This is a genomic window from Bartonella sp. AP65SXKL (assembly GCF_042195725.1).
Taxonomy (GTDB): Bacteria; Pseudomonadota; Alphaproteobacteria; order Rhizobiales; family Rhizobiaceae; genus Bartonella.
Window position 1 is genome coordinate 1 of sequence record NZ_JBHIOW010000004.1, and the last position, 21,167, is coordinate 21,167.

21 protein-coding genes and 2 pseudogenes are annotated in these 21,167 nt (G+C 37.3%); 7 read left to right on the plus strand and 16 right to left on the minus strand.

What is annotated here, in order from left to right; genetic code table 11:
* The 15 genes and pseudogenes from ACFIMP_RS03545 to ACFIMP_RS03615 form a co-directional block, all read right to left on the minus strand.
* Window positions 1–672 (minus strand): annotated as a pseudogene (locus ACFIMP_RS03545) (type IV secretion system protein); the annotation flags it as partial.
* A 191-nt stretch (window positions 673–863) separates the two neighbouring features.
* Window positions 864–1,631 (minus strand): TrbJ/VirB5 family protein, encoded by a 768-nt coding sequence (locus ACFIMP_RS03550; RefSeq protein ID WP_375652483.1) that lies wholly within the window; start codon window positions 1,629–1,631, stop codon window positions 864–866.
* On the minus strand, window positions 1,628–4,099 hold the full coding sequence (locus tag ACFIMP_RS03555) for a VirB4 family type IV secretion/conjugal transfer ATPase (RefSeq protein ID WP_375613869.1): 2,472 nt from the start codon (window positions 4,097–4,099) through the stop codon (window positions 1,628–1,630). The genes ACFIMP_RS03550 and ACFIMP_RS03555 overlap by 4 nt, the downstream gene beginning before the upstream one ends.
* 2 nt (window positions 4,100–4,101) lie before the next feature.
* The gene (locus ACFIMP_RS03560) at window positions 4,102–4,410 is read right to left on the minus strand and encodes a VirB3 family type IV secretion system protein (protein ID WP_375613868.1); all 309 of its coding nucleotides are present in this window, start codon (window positions 4,408–4,410) and stop codon (window positions 4,102–4,104) included.
* A 12-nt stretch (window positions 4,411–4,422) separates the two neighbouring features.
* A complete protein-coding gene (locus ACFIMP_RS03565) occupies window positions 4,423–4,731 on the minus strand; it encodes a conjugal transfer protein (protein ID WP_375681252.1) in 309 nt (102 codons plus the stop codon).
* A 125-nt stretch (window positions 4,732–4,856) separates the two neighbouring features.
* Window positions 4,857–5,177, minus strand: a complete 321-nt coding sequence (trwL, locus tag ACFIMP_RS03570) for a VirB2 family type IV secretion system major pilin TrwL (protein WP_375652480.1) — start codon at window positions 5,175–5,177, stop codon at window positions 4,857–4,859.
* A 124-nt stretch (window positions 5,178–5,301) separates the two neighbouring features.
* Window positions 5,302–5,625 (minus strand): VirB2 family type IV secretion system major pilin TrwL, encoded by a 324-nt coding sequence (trwL, locus tag ACFIMP_RS03575; protein WP_375685996.1) that lies wholly within the window; start codon window positions 5,623–5,625, stop codon window positions 5,302–5,304.
* A gap of 57 nt (window positions 5,626–5,682) precedes the next feature.
* Window positions 5,683–6,000 carry a VirB2 family type IV secretion system major pilin TrwL gene (gene trwL / locus ACFIMP_RS03580; protein WP_375685997.1) on the minus strand — a complete coding sequence of 106 codons (318 nt, stop codon included), beginning with the start codon at window positions 5,998–6,000 and terminating at the stop codon, window positions 5,683–5,685.
* Window positions 6,001–6,122: 122 nt separating this feature from the next.
* Window positions 6,123–6,443, minus strand: a complete 321-nt coding sequence (trwL, locus tag ACFIMP_RS03585) for a VirB2 family type IV secretion system major pilin TrwL (protein WP_375681254.1) — start codon at window positions 6,441–6,443, stop codon at window positions 6,123–6,125.
* 76 nt (window positions 6,444–6,519) lie between these two features.
* Window positions 6,520–6,837, minus strand: a complete 318-nt coding sequence (trwL, locus tag ACFIMP_RS03590) for a VirB2 family type IV secretion system major pilin TrwL (RefSeq protein WP_375685998.1) — start codon at window positions 6,835–6,837, stop codon at window positions 6,520–6,522.
* Between the two features lie 132 nt (window positions 6,838–6,969).
* Window positions 6,970–7,290, minus strand: coding sequence for a VirB2 family type IV secretion system major pilin TrwL (trwL, locus tag ACFIMP_RS03595; RefSeq protein WP_375621038.1), 321 nt, complete (start codon window positions 7,288–7,290; stop codon window positions 6,970–6,972).
* Window positions 7,291–7,436: 146 nt separating this feature from the next.
* On the minus strand, window positions 7,437–7,754 hold the full coding sequence (trwL, locus tag ACFIMP_RS03600; RefSeq protein ID WP_375681257.1) for a VirB2 family type IV secretion system major pilin TrwL: 318 nt from the start codon (window positions 7,752–7,754) through the stop codon (window positions 7,437–7,439).
* Window positions 7,717–8,016 (minus strand): KorA family transcriptional regulator, encoded by a 300-nt coding sequence (gene korA, locus ACFIMP_RS03605; protein ID WP_375613158.1) that lies wholly within the window; start codon window positions 8,014–8,016, stop codon window positions 7,717–7,719. Before korA ends, trwL (ACFIMP_RS03600) begins: the two co-directional genes overlap by 38 nt.
* 117 nt (window positions 8,017–8,133) lie before the next feature.
* Complete coding sequence (locus ACFIMP_RS03610; protein ID WP_375613159.1) at window positions 8,134–8,763, minus strand: lysozyme family protein; 630 nt, start codon at window positions 8,761–8,763, stop codon at window positions 8,134–8,136.
* A complete protein-coding gene (locus tag ACFIMP_RS03615; protein ID WP_375638245.1) occupies window positions 8,763–9,377 on the minus strand; it encodes a hypothetical protein in 615 nt (204 codons plus the stop codon). The genes ACFIMP_RS03610 and ACFIMP_RS03615 overlap by 1 nt, the downstream gene beginning before the upstream one ends.
* Before the next feature lie 128 nt (window positions 9,378–9,505).
* On the opposite strand from ACFIMP_RS03615, the gene ACFIMP_RS03620 reads away from it, so the two are divergent.
* On the plus strand, window positions 9,506–9,793 hold the full coding sequence (locus tag ACFIMP_RS03620) for an H-NS histone family protein (protein WP_015857007.1): 288 nt from the start codon (window positions 9,506–9,508) through the stop codon (window positions 9,791–9,793).
* Between the two features lie 1,580 nt (window positions 9,794–11,373).
* On the opposite strand, the gene ACFIMP_RS03625 is transcribed toward ACFIMP_RS03620, so the two are convergent.
* Window positions 11,374–12,651, minus strand: coding sequence for a ubiquinone biosynthesis hydroxylase (locus tag ACFIMP_RS03625; RefSeq protein WP_375685999.1), 1,278 nt, complete (start codon window positions 12,649–12,651; stop codon window positions 11,374–11,376).
* 744 nt (window positions 12,652–13,395) lie between these two features.
* On the opposite strand from ACFIMP_RS03625, the gene ACFIMP_RS03630 reads away from it, so the two are divergent.
* The 6 genes and pseudogenes from ACFIMP_RS03630 to ACFIMP_RS03655 all read left to right on the plus strand — a co-directional run bounded on the left by ACFIMP_RS03630 (window position 13,396) and on the right by ACFIMP_RS03655 (window position 21,164).
* Window positions 13,396–15,837 carry an FtsK/SpoIIIE family DNA translocase gene (locus ACFIMP_RS03630; protein WP_375649746.1) on the plus strand — a complete coding sequence of 814 codons (2,442 nt, stop codon included), beginning with the start codon at window positions 13,396–13,398 and terminating at the stop codon, window positions 15,835–15,837.
* Window positions 15,838–16,558: 721 nt separating this feature from the next.
* Window positions 16,559–16,819, plus strand: a pseudogene (locus tag ACFIMP_RS03635) (DNA translocase FtsK); the annotation flags it as partial.
* A 121-nt stretch (window positions 16,820–16,940) separates the two neighbouring features.
* Window positions 16,941–17,549 carry a LolA family protein gene (locus tag ACFIMP_RS03640; protein WP_375649754.1) on the plus strand — a complete coding sequence of 203 codons (609 nt, stop codon included), beginning with the start codon at window positions 16,941–16,943 and terminating at the stop codon, window positions 17,547–17,549.
* Window positions 17,550–17,582: 33 nt separating this feature from the next.
* The gene (locus tag ACFIMP_RS03645) at window positions 17,583–18,398 is read left to right on the plus strand and encodes an exodeoxyribonuclease III (RefSeq protein WP_375611707.1); all 816 of its coding nucleotides are present in this window, start codon (window positions 17,583–17,585) and stop codon (window positions 18,396–18,398) included.
* 61 nt (window positions 18,399–18,459) lie between these two features.
* A complete protein-coding gene (locus ACFIMP_RS03650) occupies window positions 18,460–19,941 on the plus strand; it encodes an efflux transporter outer membrane subunit (RefSeq protein WP_375613163.1) in 1,482 nt (493 codons plus the stop codon).
* Window positions 19,938–21,164 carry an efflux RND transporter periplasmic adaptor subunit gene (locus ACFIMP_RS03655; RefSeq protein ID WP_375638250.1) on the plus strand — a complete coding sequence of 409 codons (1,227 nt, stop codon included), beginning with the start codon at window positions 19,938–19,940 and terminating at the stop codon, window positions 21,162–21,164. The genes ACFIMP_RS03650 and ACFIMP_RS03655 overlap by 4 nt, the downstream gene beginning before the upstream one ends.
* Window positions 21,165–21,167: the final 3 nt, after the last annotated feature.

The following is a 21,167-nucleotide window of genomic DNA, read 5'->3' on the forward strand; positions in this document are numbered from 1 at the left end:
CTCAAATAGTTTGCAAAGATATTCATCATTAGATTAAATACAGTTGCTAAGAGTAGAAAGAGGATTATATAATTCACGACTTGGATTATCCATTGCTCGAAAAGGCGATGAGTTGGTTGCCAGAGCAAAGCAATGATGAAGAATGGTCCCCATCCTACAAGAAGTGTAATAGCGATTTTTGTCAGTAGAACGAGGCCACCACCGATTGCTACGACGAAGCTTGTTGCTAGCAAGATGAGGATGCCTAAGAGACTGTAAAGCAGTCCATTGGACTCGAAGAAGACGGTTTCTTCGAAAAGGCGGCCTGCATATTGAAATCCTTTGGTTGCTGCTGTGTCCAGTAAATTCATTAATTGTTTATCATCGAGTGGATTTGTTATGAGCGCTTTTGATTTGTGTTATTAAATTTGTGATTTTTGGTTGATAAAGTCCTGTGGTAAGAGCTATTGAAGTAATAATACTTATCCGTAGGAAACGGTTTACGAATCCGGAGAGAGGCATATCTATAGCGCCACGAATGATGAGCCATCCGTAGATGATGAAAGCGATTGTGATTCCAATTGAAACAAAGGGTGTAATTGTAACAATTGCTTTTGAGGAAACATCCGTGACATATGTTTTTGTTATCTGATCAATTTTACTGAAAAGTTGCGTGAACACTGTAAAATTCATGGAATTTCTCTTTAACGAATTTTCAATTTTTTATATGCTTTTTAAGCATTTTTCGTTGAATTTTTTTAAGGATAAAATGAAACTTCGTAGACCTTTTCGATCTATGAGAGAGAATTGAGTATTACGCATTAACTTTTTCTTTTTACGAGCATACAGGAAAAATAATATACAAAATATTGCTACAAAAAGCTTTACCTAATGAATCTTATGGTAGGCATGTTCGTGTTTTTACTATTCAAAATTTTTATGTTATGTTTATCTTTCTGTTGTTTGATAAGTGTATGTTCAGCATTGCGTAAATGTGTAACCATTTGTAGTTTTGCTGTTTCATTTTGTAGCATAGCAAGCATTCCAATTATATGTGCTTGTAACTCGGCAATACTTTTTAGATCTTTTGTTGTCGTGATCTCGTTTAATAGTTCTTCAATTTGCTGAAAACGATTGTTTGCTTCTTGAAAAGTTTTTAAACTTACGGCTTTATCAGTGATGGCTGCATATTGGATACGCTTGTTGATAAAACTGCTAGATTCATGGATAGTGACAGGAATTTCTTCTTCTTTTAAAATATTTTCAAGTGATGTAGATAGAGCAGAAGTTTTATTTCTATTGTAGAGATTCTCTGGATTTTTGAGAAAAAAGCTACTGTGATCTGTTTGTACATTTTTAAGTTTTTTAGTATCGAATTTTTGGCTTCCCGTTATAGATTCGTGTATCTTTTTTACTTCCTCAAGGTGTTTTTTTAGCATATCGAGAAGTTGGGCATCAGGTGGCGCTTTCTTTTGCTGTGGAGTTTTTTTAGACTTTGATGTATTTGAAGATGAACTTCCAAAAAAATTGGGCCACTTCGTTGGAACGGATGCCGATAAATCCGCCGCCCCAGCGCCCCAAACCCAAGCCATCGCTGGGTTTGAAATCCCTAAAGTTATTACAACTACTATTGAAATGACCTTTTTTTTCATGTTTCCCTCCTGTCATTTTTTGCGTGCTGTAAGAAAATTGGTAACCATATTGCCGGATCATCACCAACTTCTGCGATAATGCTTTCAGCTAACTCTGCGTTATCAGGCGTTCCTGATAACACTAAGAGCTCGTCACTAAAGTCGTGTTCGATGGTTTTTCCATCGCGTGTCAGATGGAATTTACCAAGATTCAGTTCTGCAAGCGCAGATTGATCACCCTGCTTAATGAGGAATTGGCGACTAAATTCACCAAGTCCTTTAACGAGTTCAAATTCGGCATCTGTTAGTTTAAAGCCTTTTGTATAATCTTCATAATTTGCTTTGGGATTGGCTAGAAAAATGTAAGTTGCACACTGTTGAATGAGTGTTTTGGCAATATTACTTTCCAAGGCATCGCTAGGTTCTTGTGTTGCATAAACAAAAATACCATTTTGTTTACGGATAGTCTTTTGTTTATTTTTCGCTAAATCTTCAAAGTACGGATCTTGCAAAGGCTTCCAAAACTCGTCAAAGATATACATAAATCGCTGTCCGCTAATCATGCCTTCTGTGCGGTAAAGCAAATACATCATCACTGGAGTGCGAGTTTCAAAATTATCTAAAAATTCCGTGATATCAAAGCCGTAAATTTGATGTGTTGAGAGATCAAGAGCATCATGGGGATTATCAAACAACCACCCATAATCACCACCTTCACACCATTTTAGTAAGCGAGCATGAACAGATGGGTGAGCATTATAATCACTTAAACGTGGATTTGGTAAAAATTGTACTAGAAAGGACAAACGACGGAGTGATCGGTCAATGTTAGCACTCATAACAGACATAACTGCTTTATTAATTTCTTCTTCGTCGTGGTGCGTGACTTCACCACCAGCTTCTGCCAATTTTTTAACAAATTGTTTCAGAAAAATAAGATTTTCTTGTGTGGGTGGGAGTTGGAAAGGATTGAAACCACTTTTTCTGCCTGGCTTGAATGTTAAATATTTTCCACCCATCGCCCGAATGGCAATTTCCATACCACGATCTTTATCAAAAACAACAGTTGTCGGCTTAAATTTTTGTGCTTGTGCTAACAAAAAGCCGAGTAACACGGTTTTACCCGAACCAGATTGTCCGATAAGCGCGGTATTACCAAGTAAACGTTTATCTGTCGAGTCCTCTTCAAGTTTGGAGGCATGAAAATTGAAATAAAGCGGCGTTTTACTGGTTGTTTTAAGAATTGTGACGGCTGGTCCCCATGGGTTGCCAGTGGGTTTTCCTGACATAAAGTTATGAAAAGATGAAAATGATAAAAAGTTCAATGATGTAATCGGAGCAGGACGTGGTCTCCATTTCCAATTGCCAGGAAGTTGTGCCCAATAGCCAGCCTCTATTGCTAAGTCTACAGGTTTGGGCAGTACCGCAACGTCTAGTAATGCTGCACTTGCTTTGGCCATATGGTCGCGAACTTGTTGAATTGTATCACCATAGATCGTCAATGTGCAGTGATGTTCTCCCATGACAAAATGCCCACTGATAAGCTGGTTTAGTGCTTCGTCAATTTGTTCAATTTGGCTCGTTGCCACATCTCGTGCATCAATAAGATTACGCTGATGCCGTTGTAAATAATCTTTAGCAGCATGTCGGGAGAGAACTGAAAAGCTCTGCGTCAATACGAACTCGAAGTCACTTTCCAACAAAACATTCAATTGTCCTGGTTTGGTTGTTGCATCATATTCTTTAATTTCCAGCATTCCAAATCGACGCATTCCACTGGTTGTTCGCAGTTCACCAAGAGCGCCCCATTTTGAGAAAAAAGGTCGATTGACAGACATATAGTCAGCAAAACGGTCATGGCAAATTGGCATAGGGCGATATTCACCATTGACAAGCATTCCAAGGAATTCAAGTGCAGAAGAATAAGCATGCCCATTTTTTTCATAAGCACCAAGAAGTTCTGCACCGTAACGGTTTAAAGATTGGCCTAAAGTACGATTGATGTCATTGAGTTCTTTGATACATGTGTCTTGTCGCATCTTTTTTTGATCAAGCGTTTCACGTTCATGTTTAGAAAAGAACGACATAATTTTATCCGCTATCGGTTGAAAAATGACAGTCAGATATAAATCATTGACCATTAAATTATAACCAGTAAAGCTTTGTCGATATTTTTCATCAAGTTGATAGCAAAACATTTGATCAAATGTTGAATCAGGATATTCATAAACACGGCGGCGCACAATATGCGTCCAAAATGATAAATTGGCTGATGCAAGACCCCGTAGAGTATTGTTAAGCTCTTTTATCCATTGAAAAATATCTTCTTCTGAAGCGCTTTGATGCGAACGCCCGTCAATTTTCCAAATTGACAAATATTCCGCATTTTTAGTAGAAATAATCGTATCTGTAATATGATGTGAATAAGGCAGAAACAGGCTTACAGGTGTCTCTGATGCAAGGCGTTTGCTGCTTTCAACAGCTGTCATGTTTATCTCCTTTTACTATAATCAGAGGGACTATAACTTGATGCGCCCCAAAAACCTTTGTTACGATTGCGAAATTTAGTATCGATCCATAACCACCAGATACGAAACGCCTTATCATCGTTTTTAGTAATTTGCACCATAATAAACCATAATGGAGGTGCTATAATCCACAAAAAGATACTTACTGTCATAGCAATAACAGCAACCCCCATAACCATAACGATAAATGGCATCATGGGGACACCCCATATCGTTGGAACACGTGTTGCTCCCTTGAATAGGGGGAATTCTTTTTTTTCTTGCGATTTCATGGAATGTTCTCGTCACTGGAGGTGAAATAATATGTGGCTAATATAAAAAGCTGCACCAGCAATAATGACACTGAATGCCCATCGCATAAATGTAGCTCTTGCGATAATGCGAAATATATAAATAAGCAAAAGTAATAAAAGAATGATAGCAGCAACGATAGGAATAATTATACTTAATCCATATTGCATCCCTATGAAAACATCTAAACTCTTTGTTTCCGTCTGAGCATATGCAGATTGAGTTATTAATAACATAATCAAAGTTATAAAAATAGCACTAATCTTACATATTTTTGATTGAAGCGTATTTAATTTTTTCATATCTTTTATCCCCTTTTAATTAAAGTTGCTATAAATAATATTCCTTTTTTCGTAGTATGAGCGATATTATTACTGGTACAAATCTATAATCAACGAACATTAAAAACATTACGTATTATACTAATTTATGCTTGACCTGTAAATAGCAGTTTAGCAAGTTGGGTTGCCGAGCCAGCAATGACAACGCCGATTGCCCACCGTACAAATGTATCTTTTCCTATATAGCGGCCTGCGTAACCAATTGCTAAGCACAAAAGTATCACGGCAGCAGCAACAGGAATAATGTGATCAATAAGATCTTTTTTTAGAGCATCTAGAGCTTTTTCAGCAGGAGCTAATTTTGCATTTGCATATGTAGACTGTGTTATAAAAAATGCAATTATAGCTGTAGAAATTACTATGATTCTGTTGTTATTTTGTGTTTGGACATTAATTAATTTTCGCATATTTTGCTTTCATTAAATTTTCATGAATATTTTATATTTTTTAACATAAACAAATTACTATCTTTATATGTTACAATTAGCAAATATAAACTCTTAATTTAAAAACATTATGTATTATAAAGACTCACACTTGCCCCTTGAATAACAGGCTCGCAAGTTGGGTTGCTGAGCCAGCGACGACAACGCCGATTGCCCATCGTATAAATGTATCTTTTCCGATGTAGCGTCCAGCATAACCAATTGCTAAGCATAAAAGTATAACAGCAGCAGCGACAGGAATAATATTAGTATTAAGATCTTTTTGGAGTTCTTCTAAAGCTTTTTTTGCAGGAGCTAAACCCTTTGCTTGGGCCCATACGGGATGTATCATAAAAAATATAGTTATAGCTGCAGAAAGTGTGATGATTTTGTTATTGTTCTTTGATTGGAAGCTAATTAATTTTCGCATATTTCTCTCATTGAAGGTTATAGATAACATTTTGTATCATAGTTACTATCTTTAGTTTTAACTAACTGTACCTGTGAATAACAGCTTCGCAAGTTGGGTTGCTGATCCAGCGATGATAACACCGATTGCCCATCGTATAAATGTATCTCTTTCAATGTAACGTCCTGCGTAACCAATTGCTAAGCATAAAAGTATAACGGCAGCAGCAACAGGAATAATATTGCTAATAAGGTCTGTTTGTAGAGCTGTTAAAGCGTCTTTAGCATTCTTTATTTCTGCATATGCGGGATACGTTATAAAAAACGCAGCTATAGTCGCAGAAATTACAATGATTCTGTTGTTATTTTTTGATTGAAGGTTGATTAGTTTTTGCATATTTTACTCTTATTAAAGTTTCATGAATGCTTTGTATTTCTATCATAAATGGAATAGAATTTTGCCATATTAATAATTATTAGATACAATTTTATCTTAAAAACATTTTGTATTATACTTATTCACACAACACCTGTAAATAGCATTTTAGCAAGTTGGGTTGCTGATCCAGCAATGATAACACCGATTGCCCATCGTATAAATGTATCCTTTTCGATGTAGCGCCCTGCATAGAGAATGGCTAAGCATAAAAGTATAACAGCAGCAGCAATAGGGATAATGTTTCCAATGAGGTCGTTCTGTAAAGCCTCCAAAGCAGTTTTTGCATTTGCTAATTTTACTTGAGCATATACAGAATTGCTCATAAAAAATATAATTAAAGTTGCAGAAATTTTAATATTTCTATTTCTAACTATTGTTTGAAGGGTATTTGGTTGTCTCATATTGTTTGTCTCAATTTAGATTTCTCTTTAGAATAAAAAGATATTTTATACTGAATGACTTTAATATTCATTCTCATTACGCGCCTGTGAATAACATATTTGCAAGTTGGGTTGCTGAACCAGCGATAACAACACCGATTGCCCATCGTACGAATGTATCTTTTCCGATGTAGCGTCCTGCATAAGCAATTGCTAAGCACAAAAGTATCACGGCAGCAGCAAGAGGGATAATCGCTTTCAAGTCTGTTTGGAGAGCAGTTAAAGCTTTGTTGGCAGGATCTAAAACTACTGCTTGGGCTAACACAGGATTGGCCATAAAAAATACAGTTAAAGCTGCAGAGGTTTTAGTAGCTTTATTCCAAATTATTGTTTGAAGAGTTTTTAATTGTTTCATATTGCTTATTCCAATTTAGATTACAGTTGGTATAAATAATCTCTTTTTTTGATATAGTTTGTTATTTCACTAAATAAAATACAGAAATCTAAGTTTTTTATAATAGATACACTTAGTGTTTAATAAGATTTATCAGGGGTTTTTAAATAACAAATTAGCAAGTTCAGTTGCTGAACCAGCGATAACGACACCAATTGCCCATCGTACGAATGTATCTCTTCCGATATAGCGCCCTGCATAAGCAATCGCTAAGCACAGAAGTATCACGGCTGCAGCAATAGGAATAATTTCTTTCAAGTCTTTTTGGAGCGCGTTTAAAGCTGTATCTGCGTTTTTCAAACCTTTTGCTGCTTGAGCCCATACGGGATTGTTCATAAAAAATACAGTTAAAACTGCAGAGGTTGCGGTAATTTTATTATTATCATTCAATTGAAAATTGATTAATTTTTTCATATTGTTCAACCTTATCAAATTGTATTTGGCGCAAGTATTTTTTCCATGAAATAAGGGATAATTTCATTGAATTGATGTGGAATAAAAGTATTAAAGTCTAAAATTCTTTTTTCATGAAAGAAGCATTTCATGTTTCAAAAGATTTATTAGTTGGGTTTAAATAATAAACTAGCAAGTTCAGTTGCTGAACCAGCGATAACAACACCGATTGCCCACCGTACAAATGTGTCTTTTCCGATATAGCGCCCTGCATAACCAATTGCTAAGCACAAAAGTATTACGGCAGCAGCGATAGGGATAATCGTTTTTAAATCTGTTTGAAGCAGTCCTAAAGCTTTTTTTGCAGGCTCTAAACCCGCTGCTTGGGTGGATACAGGAGCGGTCATAAAAAATACAGTTAAAGCTGCAGAAAATGCAGCAATTTTATTACGAGCTGTTGTGTGAAGAATATTTAATTGTTTCATGTTCTTTATCCTGATTAAGATTAAAACTCCCACAAATGACCCCTCTTTCATGAAGAAACTTAAAGAGATATTTTGGATCAGCCCAAGTTCTTAGTTTTCCTCTTTGTGTAAGTAATGTATATTTATTTGGCTTTCCGGTAATTGGATCATCAGAAATAAATGTGAAATACCATTCTCTTTCTGAAAGCATCACGACTGTAATCTCACGTGCTGCTTTTTGACTAAATGCCATATCAACGCTGTTTTGTTCTATCATTTTCATTATCTTTGCCCTCAATTAGAAGAGATTTTGTTCAATCTTACTAATTAGAGCTTTAACATTTTCTTATCTACCTTTCATTATAATATCCTATCAAAATTCTAGGTTTTCGTGAAAATATCAGTCATCACTCAGTGATCTTCTCGATGAAGAAAAATCTTCAGCTGAAAAAGCATCTCTGGCGCTACTTTCTTTATGTGTAAATGCATCTTCTTCTCCTTTTGAAGAGAGAGAAAGAGAATCTACTTTAGTTGTCTGTTCTGGTTCTTCTTTTTTAAGCTTTACAGGCTCCTGCAAGTCTTCATTTCCTCGTACAGCAGCTTTTACTCCAATATATGAAGTAACTTTTTGCATACGGGTGTGGCTTGAGTTTTCTGTATTGTAAAAATTCAGCACAGACTGCAAAGTCGCTTTTTCAAAGACGCACTTTGATGTTGTTTGTTCATAGCAGTAAGTTAAAGCGCTTTGTGCAGCTGTAAGATTTCTGCAAAAATCAAATGCATCAAAAAGAGAAAACAATTTCACATTTCCAACACCAATTTGCCCTAAAATTATGTTAAAATTATGTTCACTCTGTTCAGCTGTTGCGATTGTTTCCTTAAGCTGAGATGATTGATAGAAGAAGTTATCTTTATCATCTGTTACATAGACATTGTCCCGCGCTTCTTGTTTGGCGATAACTGAAAATGCTATGGGGGGCGTATTGGATATGTATGCAGCAGCAAAAAATGTGAAATCTGGAACAATCATTAGCAATACACCTTATTACGAAGAATTTTATTAATACAAATGCTAATTCTGTGTTGTGCTTTTTCTCGTTGTCTTTTGATTTTATAAATTTGCAGAATGAGATTGTTTAGCTTAGAATATTCCTTGTGATTATTGCTTTGTTTTCTTCTAAGAATATTTCTAATATATGCGAATATCCAACCAACAAGATAAAAGTGTGGAATAAAATAGAGCACATTACGCCAACCAATATTATTCGAATCACGAAGAAAGGCGCTGCTTTTAAAAAATAATAATCTTTGATACTGTATTGAAGCTGCTTGTTTTATATAATCCTCTAGTTGCAAAAATCTTTTCAAAAAAAATTTATACGAAGTAAAAAGCCGTTGTGTATGAGGGGAGGTTTTCTTGTCATAATGAACTACACTATCATTATACAGAGAGGGCTTGTTCTTTGTTGCGTATTGCCATAACTTATAGAGTGACGATTTATATTTACTTTTGACTACTGATTCATAAGATTCAGAGAGGTGTGATGGCGCTTGAGCACTGCATTTAGTAGTTTCAGCAATTGAACTGAAAAAAGATGCAGTGGTGGTAACTGATATACCAATAAACAGCTCTTTGTGGTCCAAAGCACATCTCCGTCAAAGTGATATATGTATCGTAATTTTAATTTCGATAATAAATAGACAGAAATTGTCTATAATTGTGTTTAAAATATGGCAAGAAAAGATTCTTTTTTGCAAGGGGAGTAATTAAGGTGAATGATCTCAAAAATATGAATTTTGATGAGCTACAAGAGATGCGTACACAAATCGATGTGGAATTAAAAAAACGGCAAGCAAAGGAAAAGCAAAATGCGCGACGAAAAATTCTTGAAATTGCTAATGCCCATGGAATTGATATCGCTGATCTTGTGAGCAAAGAGCGCCATTATAGAAATCCCAATAACCAATGGGAATTATGGAATGGGCGTGGACGTAGACCTAAGTGGATTAAAGAGTGGTTGGAGAATGGGTATACACTTGATGAACTCGAAGTAACGTAACACGTGTGCGATCTTTACAAGATAAGGGAATACCAAGGAATGTAAATGCAAGAAGTATGCTCTTTTGGGTAATTTAATTGTATAAACATACTGAACGAATATATTAAAGTATTGAGTTACCAAATACAATGATAGGGAGCGTGAACAATTTATTTAAATGCAAAAGGTCTTGTTGTCATAATCTGGCAAGCATAATGATGATGCCAGATTGGAATATTGTAATTGCTTTTGGCATGTGAGAGAGGGGGGATATTTTACTTCTTTTTATCGTTTCATTAACGTTGCTCTTTTTAGTCTATGTAAATAAATAGTTTTATTGATTATTTACAAAAATGGTCGAAATGAGAATAATTTATTGCATAGGGATTTTAACTCAATATGTAAAATGATAATTTTATCAATTAATATGTTAATAAATTAGCATACTTATATTTTTGAAATACTGTTCTGTAGAACAAGCCTGATGTTATAGATTTTGTTTGGTCTTTTTTCTGTGAGATTATATATGAGGCATTTACTTTATTTATCGTTCGTTTAGTTGAGATGAGTGAGTATGTAGAAAAATGGAAAATTTCTATGGCTGTTATGGGTTTTATAGAATTTATGACATATTTCTGAGCGTTTGTGATTAAAATTCATTTATGAGCGTTTATGAATAATGAATAAAGAGTGTATTTGAAAATAAAAGGATTGGATCATTTCTATTGCGGTTTATCTTCTTTTATGGTGTGAAATAGGGGGTATGCAGGTTTACAATTGTGTGTGATGGTATAGAGTACGGAATACTTTGTTATATATTGGAATATTTTTTCTAAAGTCGTGTGGTATTCCACAATAAGTTAAAGAGTTTGTCTGAGAAGCAGAATGCCCCAAACGGAATACATTTATGTTTCCAATTTACGCGCTTTTTTAAAAGAAAATTTTTCAATGCAACTAAGCTTATTTTATGGCGCTTCTCATGAATAGTATAACGTAAAAGCCCCTATGATCATATAAAATTCATTGTACACCACCATTTTTACTTCAATAAAAAGTATAAGCCGGCGTCCTTATACACTTTACTCGCCTCCAATATTGCTAAAGTCCTTAGTTCTTGAGAGAGGGAGGCTTTTGTCGCTTTGTTTAATTGTTTTATTTATACGACACTTTCGCTTGTGATGTGCAAGCGAATGATTTTGATTGCTTCAACATGAGAGAGATTTGAAATAAGGGTATTTTATGATCTTTAGATTTCTCACTCAATATGAGAACAATGAACTTATTATTATAAATAAAAGTGTTGTGTGCTAAAAAGTCTTGTTTATTTTATTATGCCGTGAAATGGCTTCTTTTAAGGTGTGGTGATATAAAGCAACAACCTCTCTGAGATATTAAACGTTTTTTCAGTGTATGGTGAATATTCTTAGAATGTAGCTTGCTTGTCGAGTTTAATGTTAAGTGAAATATGGGAGGAGGAAGTCAAGAAAAAATTACTCGACAGGAATCCGGTTTGTAAACAGATTGGATGAGATAGGAATTTTTTGTTCTTTGAAGGAGGAAGGCAAAGGTTGTAAAAAAAGTGAAATAGTATGAATTTTTGCTTAAAGTGGGAAGCCGCGTAGAAGACGTGGGGCATTTGGAGAGAGTCCGGCAGCTTCTTGAATGAAGTATTTTTTTATTTTTGGTGCTTGATTAATGATTCCAAGGCCGGTATCGCGGAGCATCCGTAAAAGAAGGCTATCATTAGAAAAGAGTTTATTAAGCCAATCATTGCTTAAAGCCATACGGACAATTTCAAAACGTCTCCAGCTTTGATAGCGCTCTAAAGCCGTGAGGGAGCCAATGTCAAGACCTAGTCGTGCTGTTTCAATAATCACTTCAGCCAGCGCAGCGCTATCGCGTAATCCTAAATTGAGTCCTTGTCCTGCAATGGGGTGGATGGTATGGGCGGCATCGCCAACGAGAGCAAAACGTGGTTTAACGCATTGACGTGTTAAAGAAAGACTCAAAGGAAAAGCTTGACGTTCGCCATCCCAAGAGAGTTTGCCTAATCGATGGCCAATGCGTCTTTCGAGTTCTGTTTCAAAAATAAGTGTATCAGCTTTGAGATAATATTGCGCAGTTTTATGATCTTCATTCCACACAATGGCGGATCGGTTGCCTTTGAGAGGGAGAAGAGCAAAAGGACCGGCAGGTAAAAAATGTTGAATTGCTTGACCATTATGGGGTTTTTCATGTTCAACTGTGCAGATGATTGCTGTTTGTTTATAGGGATGAGAAAAATTTTTCAGACCAGCTTTTTGGCGTAATTTCGAATGGGCTCCGTCAGCTGCAATAAGCAATTTTGTTTGCCAAACCTCTTCATTATTTAAAGTGACGGTTGTATGTTGATCTTCTTGATGAAAATCAATGACACGGGTGTTTGTAATAACAGGGATATTGAGACCTTTGACACGTTTTTTTAAAGTGTTGATGAGTTCTCTATGCTCTACCATAGCAGCAAAGGGCTCGCCGGGATTAATGTCGCCTTCAAAGGTTAAAAGAGTGGGTTTGACAGGATCATTTGTGCTTGTATCTGTGATGATCATTGAATGAATGGGTTGCGCATAGGGTTTTATAGATTTCCAACATTGTAATTGTTTTAACATACGAATAGAAGCAGCAGCAAGGGCAATGGTTCGTATGTTAGAAGCAGGGGTATCTCCTTGTGGAGCAGCATCAACGATTTTTATTTTCAGATTAGGGGCTGTTTGCTTGAGTGCTATCGCTAGGGTTAAACCGACAGCTGCCCCCCCTGCAATGAGCAGATCACATTGTTTAGTTTTATGAGATTTAATTTTTTTATTGGGTTGTACGTTTTTATTGCGATTAGAACACACAATACTTCTTCCATTGTTTATAGTTTGCTTTCTTTTAAAAAGAATATCTTTTTACATTGCTTAAAATATCTTAACCTTTACTTTTCTCTCTGCTTTACAAAAACGAGGTTTCTTTTTAGCGCCAATCTGATGACAGATTGGTTTTTCAGAGTTTTTCTGCTTAATCATTTATGTGATTCATCTTACAGATTTATCGGATAAGCTTTTTTAAATATCTTCTCCAATTCTTTTTACACTTGGTTGATAAAAAAGAAAACTAAAAATAAACAAAGATGGTCGTGTATTTTTTAAGTTGTGTGAGTTACTTCAGTATGCTTGTCCTGAAGGGGACCATTTCGTTAGTATGATAGATAAAAATAGATAAAAAATTGTGGTCATTCGTGATGGTTAAAACAGTATTCATATTTTGCTGTTATCATGGTGTAGCGTAAAAAATATTATTTGTTTAGGAAGGTGCTTATAGCACCCATGTAACACTTTACACATGAGGTGTTTTTTGGTTGATCGTTTGATAAATATTCAGGGAGAGCTTTTTGTGCGCCTTATGAACGATTGTCTCTTAGGGTGGTGGGTATATGAATGATATGAAGTGGTTAGAAGGTAGAACGCGCTAGATAAGAAGTCGGATTGTTTACAGGCGATTTGTTTACAAATCGGCACAGAGTTTAAGCTTCATTCTTTTTTAAGAGAGAGAGGGAGTTATAACTCTTTAAAATATGAAAGTTTTGTATTTGGAATTGATAGATGCACCGAAGTTCTTCTCCTTATGATTCATTAGAAGTGCGAAATTCTCAAGGTTCGCGTCTTATTGAGATGTTTTTACGTCAGATAGGAGTATTTATTGGGCTCGGGCTTTTGGGCTTTATTATTTTTTGTGTGTTTGCTTTGGCGACGTGGAATGTTGCGGATCCATCTTTAACCCATGCAAGTACAAATGAGGTTACAAACCTTATGGGGTGGATGGGGGCAATTTTTTCAGATTTTATTATGCAGTTTTTTGGCTTGGCAAGTCTTTCTGTTTTGTTGCCACCGTTATTTTGGTCTTTTCTCTTGTTGGCGCAAAAGAATATCTACAATTTGACTTTGCGCTTTTTTTTATGGGTGCTATCAACGATTTGTTTTTTAATTGCTTTTGCCCTTATGTCACCTGTTGCTTCTTTTACTTATTGGCCATTGCCAATGGGATTGGGAGGGGTTTTAGGAGATAAAGTTTTAAGTGTTGCTTCTTCAGTCTTTCCTCTTTTTCTTTCTCCTCCTTACACGGTGTTTTTCAGTGTTGTTTTTATTCTTTTAGGTTTTTTCACCGCTGCTTTTGCTGGTAATGTGATATGGCGGCGTCGAACAAAGAAAAGAAAAGAAAAAAGCATTCCAAAAGACGAAATCGTTAATCCAGTCTTTGAGTTGGAAGAAGATACGGAATATGCCGCAGAGGAGGATCGTGAAAATCATGGTTTTTTTGCGACAACTTGTGGCGCTCTTTTGCATCTTTTTTATTTTTTACAAGCGCGTTTTTTTCGTTTATTCTGTTTCAAAAGGCGTTTTCAGAGTAAAGGGCAAGGAAAGCCATTTGATCGGATTGAGCCAACTTTTTTAGGTGAAAAAGTAAAGTGTGAGGAAAATCAAAATAAAGCCTATGTTTCTCCTGTTAAAAATCGAAAGTCTTTAACAGCTTCTTCAAAGGGTGGTTTTGTTCTTCCTCTTGTAGATTATCTTTCGGTTCCACCACCGTCTGTTAAGGATGCAAAACTTTCTCCTGCTGTTTTAAGAGCAAATTCTCAGGAGCTTGAAGGGGTTTTGTTAGATTTTGGGGTCAAAGGCAAAATTATAGATGCTTGTCCTGGACCGGTGGTAACTTTGTATGAATTTGAACCGGCTGCAGGCATTAAGTCTTCCCGTATCATTGGTTTGGCAGATGATATTGCACGCTCGATGCGTGCGATTTCGGCGCGTGTTGCGGTGGTTCCAGGACGTAATGTTATTGGAATAGAATTGCCCAATGCAAAGCGTGAGATGGTTTATTTACGAGAAATGTTGCAGGCGCAAGAATTTATTGACAGCAAAGCAAAGCTAGGACTTGCTTTGGGTAAGACAATCGGGGGGGAAGCTGTTGTTGCAGATTTAGCAAAAATGCCCCATCTTTTGGTTGCTGGTACAACAGGATCGGGAAAGTCTGTTGCTATCAATACAATGATTTTATCATTGCTTTATCGTATGACACCTGAACAATGTCGTCTCATTATGGTGGACCCGAAAATGCTTGAGCTTTCGGTTTATGATGGCATTCCCCATTTATTAACACCCGTGGTGACAGATCCTAAAAAAGCCGTGATTGCTTTAAAGTGGGCTGTTCGTGAAATGGAAGAACGCTATAGTAAAATGTCAAAACTAGGCGTTCGTAATATTGATGGGTTTAATGCACGTCTTAGGGAAGCTGCAAGTCAGGGAGAGACAATGGTGCGGACAATTCAAGTTGGATTTGATCGCGAGACTGGTGAGCCTCTTTATGAAACGGAAACACTTGATTTTAGTCCTATGCCCTATATTGTTGTCATTATTGATGAAATGGCTGATTTGATGATGGTTGCTGGTAAAGATATTGAAGGAGCGGTTCAACGTTTAGCACAAATGGCACGTGCTGCCGGTATCCATGTAATTATGGCGACACAGCGTCCTTCTGTCGATGTTATTACTGGGACGATCAAAGCCAATTTTCCTACACGTATTTCTTTTTCTGTGAGTTCAAAAATTGATAGCCGAACAATTTTAGGCGAACAGGGGGCCGAGCAATTATTGGGACAAGGAGATATGCTCTTTATGATGGGAGGAGGACGTATTCAGCGTGTGCATGGGCCTTTTGTTGCGGATGATGAAGTGGAGCAGGTTGTTGCGCATCTCAAAGCGCAAGCACGACCGGATTATTTAGAAACAATTACGCAAGAAGTTGAAGAGGATGGTGCTGATGTTTCTTTGTCTTCTCCTTCAGAAGATGATCCCTATAGTCAAGCTGTTGCTATTGTGCTTCGTGATCGTAAGGCTTCGACCTCTTATATTCAACGCCGTTTAGGCATTGGTTATAACCGCGCTGCGACATTGATTGAGAGGATGGAAGAAGAAGGTATTATTAGTCCAGCAAATCACGCAGGGAAACGAGAAATTTTAGTGCCTGCTGAAGAAGAGCGCTTTTGAAAAATCTTTATAGTTGTTTTTTATAATACCTTGTAAAACAAGTGTTTATCCTATTGTATCGTAGAAAGTCTGCATTTTCATATACCAGCTCTCAATTTGCGATAGCTCTTTGGTACTTGAGACTCCTTATAAGGGGATTCTTTATCTTATATAACTTTTATCCATACACCAACCTTGTTTGTAACGTGCAAGCAAATGATTTGAATTGATTCAATATGAGAGAGTATGTGATGAGAGAATCTTATTGTCTTTGGCGTTATGATTTAAGTTAAAAAGATAAATTATTATAAATCAATATCTTGGTATAAAATAATGTTATTGCGAGTATAGGGGTGTAAAAGCATGTAAGACTTGATATTTTAGTGTCTTTTTAAGTGCGTTCTAAATATTTAGGGCAAGGCTGATCTGTCGAGTCTTAATATAAATGAATTATATGGGGTGGGAAGCTAAGTGAAATTTGCTAAACTCCAAACTGTTTACAGAGTGGTTCGGATGAAGATTTTTATTCTTTTGGGTGGGAAGGAAGTCAAAAAAGCATTTTTGACACTTAAAAGAGCTTTCAGGTTCGCGAGTAATATGTTTAGTCCTTAATCCATTATGTATTGACTATAATTTATGTTGCTTCATAGATTAGGGGTGGGAAAGAATATATTATGCGTTTAGAAAATCAGCAGAAAAGCAGGAAAATTTGATGATTTCGGAAACTTAAACGCAGACTGGTTATTTGGAAACGATACCGCAAGAAATAAAAAAGGATGTTTCTTTAGTTTTTTCTTTAGCAGATGATTCCTATTGTCAAGCTGTTGCTATTATGCTTCGTGATCGTAAGGCTTCAACTTCTTATATTCAATGTTGTTTAGGCATTGGTTATAATCGTGCCGCCACATTGATCGAAAGGATGGAAGAAGAAGGCACCATTAGTCCAGCTAATGATATGGGTAAGCGAAAAGTTTTGGAGACTGTCGAAGAAGAATACTTTTAAAAATCTTTTGATATTTTTTTCAAACAATATCTTTATCTTATAAAGAAGGGTATTTATTCGTCGTTGATCACTTAAGTTATGAATTATAAAGTCAATTAAGTATTGCTTGGGAGCATTTTTTATGAAAACGTCTTTTTTACTGCAAAGAAGAGTCTTTGGGTTGGTGGGAATTATTATCTTTTGGTGTTTAACTGTTCCTGCTTTTTCGCAAGCCTCTAATAAAGTGGCAAAGGCGCAGAATGTTGTGAACCATTTTGCGGCAATCAAAACAATGACAGGTGATTTTATTCAATTTAGTCCAAAGGGAAAGATGTCTCAAGGAACGTTTTATCTAGAGCGTCCAGGGAAAATTCGTTTTATTTACAAGAAAATGCCTTTACAGATTATTGCAGATGGTCAATTTGTGGGCATTAACAATCGGGCTTTGAATACTTGGAACTTTTCACAACTTTCGCAAACGCCAATGAAATTTCTGTTGGATGATAAAATTGATGTATCTTCTGGGCGCTTGTTCGCATTTCGCGAAGATCCAGGGGCCGTGACGATTGTTCTGCGTGATCAGACGATTGGGGCAGGGCAAATAAGGATGGTTTTTGATTCTAAAGGCTCTGCTTTGCGACAGTGGACAATTGTTGACCAACAAAATTTGGAAACTACTGTGCAGATTATGAATGTGCGGACAGACGTCCGGTTCGCTAATGGGATGTTCACACTTCCTTCGAAGAAATGAAGAAAGAGTGTTACGTCATTGGGATTAAAACAAATGTTCTTTCGTATTGCGACTTGGAATATTAATTCTATTCGTTTGCGTCTTGCACAGGTTTTTCAGTATTTGGAACTCTTTTCCGCAGATGTTTTGTGTCTACAGGAAACAAAATGTCCAGATGCTTTATTTCCAGTGGAGGCTTTTGAAGCAGCGGGTTATAAGCATATCGCATTGAGTGGACAAAAATCTTATAACGGGGTGGCTATTGTTTCTCGTTTGCCTTTTAAAAAGGTAGAAAAGCGTTTTTTTTGCCAAAACCAAGATTGCCGTTATATCTCAGTTATTGTGGAAGCCCATGGGAGAAGCTTGCGGATTCATAATTTTTATGTTCCTGCTGGGGGAGATATCCCTGATGCTGATGTGAATGAAAAGTTTCGTCATAAGCTTGATTTTTTAGAAGAAATGTCCTCCATTCGTGCGGATCAAGGCGATGGTCTTTCTTCTCTTTTGGTGGGAGATTTAAATATTGCTCCTTTGGCAGAGGATGTTTGGTCTCATCAGCAATTGTTGAAGGTTGTAAGCCATACTCCCATTGAAACCGAGCGTTTACAGGATTTGTGTTGTCAAGGTGGATGGGTTGATCTGATGCGGTTGCATATTCCTGTTCCTACCAAGCTTTACACATGGTGGAGTTATCGTGCTCGCGATTGGGCATTTACCGATTATGGGCGGCGGCTTGACCATGTTTGGTCTTCTCAAGATTTAGCCCCTTTTGTTGTAGATCTTTCGATTTTTCGTGATGCGCGCGGATGGGAACGTCCTTCAGATCATATTCCTGTGCAAACTGTATTTGATTTTTCACGTCAAGTTTGAAATAAGAGGTAAATAAAGTATTAATATTAAATAATGATTCTGAAAGAATGCGGGAGACTGGATGTATATCAGAAATCTCAAATGGGGCGCTTCTCGTGGATTATTTTTTAGTGTCTTGTTGTGTTTGCTTTTGTCAGGATGTATGGTTGGTCCTAATTACCAGAAAACATCTTTTCGTGTTCCAGCAGTTTGGGGAGAAAAATCTGCACAGACTGCTGGGCAGCCCGTTGCGCTTGCCGGATGGTGGCGGCATTTGAATGATCCTGTTCTAGATGCGTTAATGGATTACGCGATTTCTGGAAATAATAATGTTGCTGTTGCCAAAGCTCGGGTACGTGAGGCGCGTGCGGGTTTAGGACAGGTTGTGGGAACTCTTTTGCCAAATGTGTCCAATTCAATTTCAGGAACCCGTAGTCGTTCTGGACAGTCTGATGCATTGTTCAACCAGTATAGTAGTGGTTTTGATGCAAGCTGGGAGCTTGATTTTTTTGGTGGGCATAAACGTGCGGTTGAAGCGGCGCGTTATGGCCTTGATGCGGCTGTGGAAGATATGCGCGCTACCATGGTGACATTACTAGGAGATGTGGCAACAAATTATGTGCAAATGCGTGGTTGGCAACAAAAGTTGTTTATTGTGCGGCAAATTGCTGTATCACAACGTAAAACTTATGAACTGATGCGCGCTAGATTAACAGCTGGTGATGTTTCTGAGCTTGATGTTTCAAATGCGCAAGCACAAATGGCAAATACAGAAGCAGATATATCACAGATGGAAGCGAATTTAGCAATGAGCGTTCATCGCCTTTCTGTCTTAACTGGTCGTGTGCCTACGGCATTGAAGGATCTTTTACAAAAAAATGCTAAGCATGCAAAGATTCCACAACCACGCTGGCCGATACCAGCAGGAATTCCAGCCGATATTTTGTTAACACGTCCGGATTTACGACGGGCAGAGCGTCAATATGCGCAAGCGACAGCACGGATTGGTCAACGTGAAGCAGATCGTTATCCATCACTTACTTTAACAGGTAATATTTCGACAGCAGCAACGGCAATTGATCAATTATGGAAAAATTCAACGATTGGCTGGTCTTTTGGACCTGGTCTTCGTTTTCCTCTTTTTAATGGAGGTCAGGTCGAGGCTTCTATTGCGGTAGCGCGCGCGCAGCGTGATCAAGCTTTTATTACTTATCGAGCTGCTGTGTTGGAAGCTTTAGAAGATGTAGAAAATGCGCTTGTAAGATTAACGAAGGAACATCAACGCTTAGAAAAGCTAATCGTTGCGAATAAAGCTTCTCTTCATTCCTTAAAACTTTCACGGAACCTTTTTGAGAATGGAAATACTAGTTTTCTTGAATTGTTAAATGCTGATCGCTCTTATTATTCTGCACAAATGGCGCTTAAAGATAGCCGTGTTTCTTTGGTTACGCAATATATCACGTTGATGAAAGCATTGGGGGGGGGCTGGGATGGCGTTGTTGATGTATCGCGTCCAGAAGTCGTTGATAATGCACCTCGTTCGCGTGCAAAGGTAGGGAAATGAAAAAAAACTTACTCAAAAATTTCATTACAAAACACAAAAAACTTTCCTTCTTTTTAACTGCTATATTTCTCATTCTCTTGTTGTTATGGTTACGTTCTGTTTTTTTTGGAACATCTACTCCAACTTATATAACAGCGGTGGTGAAACGTGGGGATATTGAGGAAAGTGTTTTAGCTTCTGGTCTTGTACGTCCTTACCGGTTGGTGGCTGTTGGTGCGCGAGCAACAGGGCGTGTGGTGTCAATGCATGTTTCCCCTGGGAGTGTTGTGAAAGAAGGCGATCTCTTGGCAGAAATTGATCCTACAGATCAGGAAAATGATTTAAAAAGAAAAAAAGCAGCATTATCGCATTATTATGCGAGTTTGATAGAACAAGAAGCCTATCTTTCTCTTGCACAGAAAAATTTAGAGCGTCAGAAAAAAATGATTGAAACACGTGCGGTTTCACGTGCGAACCTCGATGAGGCTACGACACAGGTGAAAATACGCGAGGCGCAAATTGAACAACTTCGTCAGCAGATTGTGCAAGCACAAATTGATGTGGAGAGTGCAGAGGTTAATTTAGGTTATACACGCATCACTGCCCCTTCAGCGGGAACGGTTTTGGCAACAGTTGTGGAAGAAGGGCAGAATGTGAATGCGGTTCAGTCGGCGCCAACGATTGTTATTTTGGGTGATTTATCAAAGATGACGATCAAGGCGCAAATCTCAGAAGCAGATGTTCTTAAAGTCCGAGCTGGACAACCACTTTATTTTACAGTTCTAGGTAATTCACAGCGTCGTTATGAAGGCGTTTTAGAAAAAGTAGAGCCGGCTCCTGAAGCAATTCGTGCTGATGTGAGTATTAATCCTGGTATGGTGAGTGGTTCTAGTGCTTTAATATCATCGGCTATCTATTACAATGGAATTCTACATGTTGATAATGCGGACAATTTTTTGCGAACCTATATGACTGCTCAAGTTCATATTATCTTAGGGCGCGCGCAGAATGTCTTGTTGGTTCCAAGTGATGCTTTACGCGATGAGACAAGAGAGCGTAAAGCATGGGTTTCTGTTTTGGTGGGGGAAAATAAGGTGGTTACTAAACAGGTGAGCGTTGGGTTGAATAATAAGGTTATGGCAGAGATTGTTTCAGGACTTAACGAGGGTGATGTCGTCGTCACTAGTTCGTCTGATGGAGTGATGCCAGAGTCTTCTCACATGCACAGCGAAGACGAGAGTTAAAGC

Bases quoted from the DNA above. Each gene is read 5' to 3' on its own strand.
- ACFIMP_RS03550 (WP_375652483.1), bottom strand. From the start codon at position 1,631: ATGAAAAAAAAGGTCATTTCAATAGTAGTTGTAATAACTTTAGGGATT.
- ACFIMP_RS03555 (WP_375613869.1), bottom strand. From the start codon at position 4,099: ATGACAGCTGTTGAAAGCAGCAAACGCCTTGCATCAGAGACACCTGTA.
- ACFIMP_RS03560 (WP_375613868.1), bottom strand. From the start codon at position 4,410: ATGAAATCGCAAGAAAAAAAAGAATTCCCCCTATTCAAGGGAGCAACA.
- ACFIMP_RS03565 (WP_375681252.1), bottom strand. From the start codon at position 4,731: ATGAAAAAATTAAATACGCTTCAATCAAAAATATGTAAGATTAGTGCT.
- trwL (WP_375652480.1), bottom strand. From the start codon at position 5,177: ATGCGAAAATTAATTAATGTCCAAACACAAAATAACAACAGAATCATA.
- trwL (WP_375685996.1), bottom strand. From the start codon at position 5,625: ATGCGAAAATTAATTAGCTTCCAATCAAAGAACAATAACAAAATCATC.
- trwL (WP_375685997.1), bottom strand. From the start codon at position 6,000: ATGCAAAAACTAATCAACCTTCAATCAAAAAATAACAACAGAATCATT.
- trwL (WP_375681254.1), bottom strand. From the start codon at position 6,443: ATGAGACAACCAAATACCCTTCAAACAATAGTTAGAAATAGAAATATT.
- trwL (WP_375685998.1), bottom strand. From the start codon at position 6,837: ATGAAACAATTAAAAACTCTTCAAACAATAATTTGGAATAAAGCTACT.
- trwL (WP_375621038.1), bottom strand. From the start codon at position 7,290: ATGAAAAAATTAATCAATTTTCAATTGAATGATAATAATAAAATTACC.
- trwL (WP_375681257.1), bottom strand. From the start codon at position 7,754: ATGAAACAATTAAATATTCTTCACACAACAGCTCGTAATAAAATTGCT.
- korA (WP_375613158.1), bottom strand. From the start codon at position 8,016: ATGAAAATGATAGAACAAAACAGCGTTGATATGGCATTTAGTCAAAAA.
- ACFIMP_RS03610 (WP_375613159.1), bottom strand. From the start codon at position 8,763: ATGATTGTTCCAGATTTCACATTTTTTGCTGCTGCATACATATCCAAT.
- ACFIMP_RS03630 (WP_375649746.1), top strand. From the start codon at position 13,396: ATGCACCGAAGTTCTTCTCCTTATGATTCATTAGAAGTGCGAAATTCT.
- ACFIMP_RS03640 (WP_375649754.1), top strand. From the start codon at position 16,941: ATGAAAACGTCTTTTTTACTGCAAAGAAGAGTCTTTGGGTTGGTGGGA.
- ACFIMP_RS03645 (WP_375611707.1), top strand. From the start codon at position 17,583: ATGTTCTTTCGTATTGCGACTTGGAATATTAATTCTATTCGTTTGCGT.
- ACFIMP_RS03650 (WP_375613163.1), top strand. From the start codon at position 18,460: ATGTATATCAGAAATCTCAAATGGGGCGCTTCTCGTGGATTATTTTTT.
- ACFIMP_RS03655 (WP_375638250.1), top strand. From the start codon at position 19,938: ATGAAAAAAAACTTACTCAAAAATTTCATTACAAAACACAAAAAACTT.